This window comes from Ruminococcus sp. CAG:330, from assembly GCF_000437175.1.
Taxonomy (GTDB): domain Bacteria; phylum Bacillota; class Clostridia; order Oscillospirales; family Ruminococcaceae; genus Ruminococcus_C.
The window spans coordinates 1-3507 of record NZ_FR898037.1 but is presented as its reverse complement, the minus strand read 5'-3'; the positions used below and the strand labels follow the sequence as shown (position 1 = coordinate 3507).

Annotated in this window: 3 protein-coding genes; all 3 read left to right on the top strand. The window is 57.9% G+C overall.

Features of this window, described 5'->3' with window-relative positions:
* Positions 1-147 precede the first annotated feature (147 nt).
* From holA to QZL66_RS04465, 3 genes are read left to right on the top strand one after another with little or no spacing between them, the layout of a single operon-like run.
* Positions 148-1191, top strand: coding sequence for a DNA polymerase III subunit delta (gene holA, locus QZL66_RS04475; protein ID WP_022410547.1), 1044 nt, complete (start codon positions 148-150; stop codon positions 1189-1191).
* Positions 1192-1202: 11 nt separating this feature from the next.
* Positions 1203-1787 carry a toprim domain-containing protein gene (locus QZL66_RS04470; RefSeq protein ID WP_022410546.1) on the top strand — a complete coding sequence of 195 codons (585 nt, stop codon included), beginning with the start codon at positions 1203-1205 and terminating at the stop codon, positions 1785-1787.
* A 17-nt stretch (positions 1788-1804) separates the two neighbouring features.
* Positions 1805-3181 (top strand): MBOAT family O-acyltransferase, encoded by a 1377-nt coding sequence (locus QZL66_RS04465; RefSeq protein WP_022410545.1) that lies wholly within the window; start codon positions 1805-1807, stop codon positions 3179-3181.
* The last annotated feature ends 326 nt before the right edge of the window (positions 3182-3507 follow it).

Sequence of the window (3507 nt, the reverse complement as noted above, 5' to 3'; positions counted from 1 at the left end):
CAAGCTGGTGCTGCGGCGGCAGCCTGCACCGGAGGACATCCTGCCGCCGGAAACCTATGTGCAGGAGGAGGCGGTGCAGCTGCGTGTGACCGCCTCCGGCGAGGTTACGGTGACGGCGCCGGAATGACAGGGGAAAGGAGAAAACTTATGCCCATATGGGAACCCAAACAGCTTGCCGGACAGATTCGAAAGGGCGAGCTGCAAAACCTCTACTATATTTATGGTGCGGATTTGGTGCAGGTGCGCCAGCTGACTGCGGCGCTGATCAAAAAGGCGACCGGCGGCGCACCGGACATGGCGCTGACCCGTATGGACGGGCAGAAGCTGGAACTGAAAGCGCTGGAAGATGCGGCACGGCAGTTCTCCATGTTCTCGGAATACAACTGCATTCAGGTGCACGACTGCAACGCCGACTCCCTGCGGGAAGAACAGCTGAAGCAGCTGCTGGAACTGCTGAAAACCGTGGGCGGTGCAACGGTGCTGATTTTCGATGTCACCGGATTCGATGTTAAGAACGGAAAGCGCAACCCCACGGGACGAAACAAGAAGCTGATCGACTGCATTGCCAAGTATGGCGTGGTCTGTGAGGCGGTGCAGCGGACACCTGCGGTACTGGCGAAAGAACTGTCTGCCATGGCGGAGAAGCTGGGGTGTACGTTCCCACAGAAGAGTGCCGAGGAACTAGTGCGTTTGTGCATGGGCAATACGCTGATTTTGCAGGGGGAGCTGGAAAAGCTCTGCGCCTATGCGGACGGCGGAACCATTACAACGGATATGGTGCGGGAGATGACCTCGCCCCAGCTGGAAACGACGACGTTCAATCTGGCACGTGCAGTGGTCGCCCAGAAGTCGCAGACGGCAATGGCGGAGTTGGATAAGCTGTACGCCATGGGAACCAAGCGGACATTTATCGTCCACTCCATCGCTTCGGCGTTTCTGGATTTGTACCGTGCCTCTGCGGCAATCTATGCCGGAAAAAGCGTTGCAGATATGAAGCAGGACTTCAGCTATTCCTTTGATTTTCAGGTGCAGAATGCGTTTCGGGACTGCCGGCGCATTCCGCCGGAACGGCTGCGTGCCTGCGTGCAGCTGCTGTGTGATCTGGAGATTCAGCTGAACTCCACCAGTACGCCGGAGCGTGCGCTGCTGGAGTCAGCCATTGTCCGCATGCTGCAAATTACCGCTGGATAAGGAGAAACAACATGATTCATATTGCACAGGCAATTGTGGTGGAGGGAAAGTACGATAAGATCAAGCTTTCCTCCATTCTGGATGCGGTGATTCTCGTCACCAACGGCTTCCGCATCTTTCGGGATCCGGAGAAAATGGCGCTGATTCAGTATTACGCCCGAACCACCGGCGTCATTGTGCTCACCGACTCCGATCGGGCAGGCTTTCAGATTCGGAATTACCTGAAGGGTGCAGTCAGGGACGGGAAGCTGTATCACGTCTATATCCCCGATATCTACGGCAAGGAGCACCGCAAGGAAAAGCCCTCGGCGGAGGGCAAGCTCGGCGTGGAAGGTATCCGGAAAGACGTGCTGCTGGAGGCGTTCGCCAAGGCGGGCGTGCTGACCGATGAAGTACCGGAGAAAGCCGATCCCATCACCCGATATGATTTGTATGAGCTGGGGCTCTCCGGCGGTGCGGACAGCAAGGCTCGCCGGAAAGCACTGCAAAAGCGGCTGGGGCTGCCGGATCTGCTCTCGGCGGCATCGCTGCTGGAGGTACTCAACACCATGATGACACGGCAGGAATTGCAGCAGCTTCTGGCTGATGAAACCTGAGGAAAAGGAGAGATCTCATGCAGTTTGCATCCCTTACCTTTCTCTTTCTCTTTTTCCCCATGACGCTGGGGCTTTACCGTCTGGTACCCCATCGGTGGAAACGGGAGGCAATGCTGGTCATCAGCGTGCTGTTTCTGCTGGGCGGCGGATTGCTCTCCGCTGGCGTTCTGCTCTTGCTGACGGCGCTGACGTTTTTCGCCGGCTGGCTGATGGAGCGCTGGAAGTCCCGAAAAGGGCGGAGCGGTCTGCTGCTCACCGGCGTGGTGCTGGGATATCTGGCAGTGCTGGTTCTGCTGCGCAGCGACTGGCTGCGCTCATGGAAGACGGCGTACCTAGACGGCACCATGTTCTTTCCGCTGGGGCTGGCATTTTTTGCGCTGCAGGGCGTGGGATATTGTGCCGATGTCCGGCGTGGCGTGATCTCGGCGGAGCGGAACTGGCGCAGCTTTTTCCTGTACATGCTGTTCTATCCCCGTCTGATCCTGGGGCCGGCGGTGTCCTACCGTGACGCACAGCGCTGGGAGTTTCAGCGTGCGGTTTCCATGGAACAGACCGGTGCCGGATTGCTGCGCTTTGTGGCCGGACTCGCCAAGAAGCTGCTGCTCGCCGACTGGGTGGGAATGTTTTTCCTTTCGGCAGCGCAGACGGATTTCTCTGGCTACTCCTTTTTGACGGCGTGGCTCGGCGTGCTGGCACATCTGCTTTCCCTGTATCTGGAACTGTCCGGCTATGCGGACATGGCGATCGGACTGGCTCTTTGTTATGGCGTAAAGCTGCCGGAAAGCTATGGCAAGAAGCTGTTCTATCCGTCTGTCCTGCTGTTTTCGGCGCAGTGGAACCGGACGGTGATCCAGTGGTTTTCTCAGTATGTGGGAGGGCATCTTTCCAGCCGGAATCCGCTGCTGCGCACCATTGCAGTTACGCTGACATGGGGCTGCATCGGTCTGTGGTATGGCTTCCGGCTGCCGTCCCTGCTGTGGGGTATCGCCATAGGACTGCTGCTCTGTCTGGAACACGCCATGGGAGAACGCAGGACACACACCGGATTTCGCTATCTGCTGGTGGGAGGACTGCTCAGCGTTGGTTCGCTGCTTCTCACCATGCCCGACCTTGCCCACGTCTGGTCGTACTGCCGGATTCTCCTGGGAATGGAGGGCATCATGCCCACGGAATCAGACTTCTATTTTCTGCGCAGCTACGGGCTGGCACTGCTGCCGGCGTGCTATGCTGCCACCGGACATTGGCGGACGCTTTTGCGGCGGGCGGAGCATACCCTCTGGTTCCGACGCATGCGGACGGTGCTGACGGTCAGCGTGTCAGTACTGCTTCTGGCGGGATGCGTGGCCGTGCTCTTTGGCATTGGCGGAAGTGCTGCAATGCAGCTTTTGATCTAAGAGCTTGTGCCGTATCTTTTTCTGTGCAGATTTTCGAGCATGATTTTGTCGGTGATAAGGAAAAAATCCGCAGGCATACTGTCTCGTATGGCAAGGTTTTTTGACGCAGTCACCGGCAAAATCTGCCGAAAAGATGTGCGGAAAAAGATGCGAAACAGGCTCTAAGGAAAGGTGACTTATGAAAATCAAGCAACAACGGCGCTGGAAGCGCAGGACGGCAGCGGAGCAGCACCAGATTGCCTGCCGGGTGACGGGCTGGGTGCTCTGGATGCTGCTGCTGGCTGGGGGAGCCGGCTTTGCGGCGGCATCGGCTGCCGGAAAATACC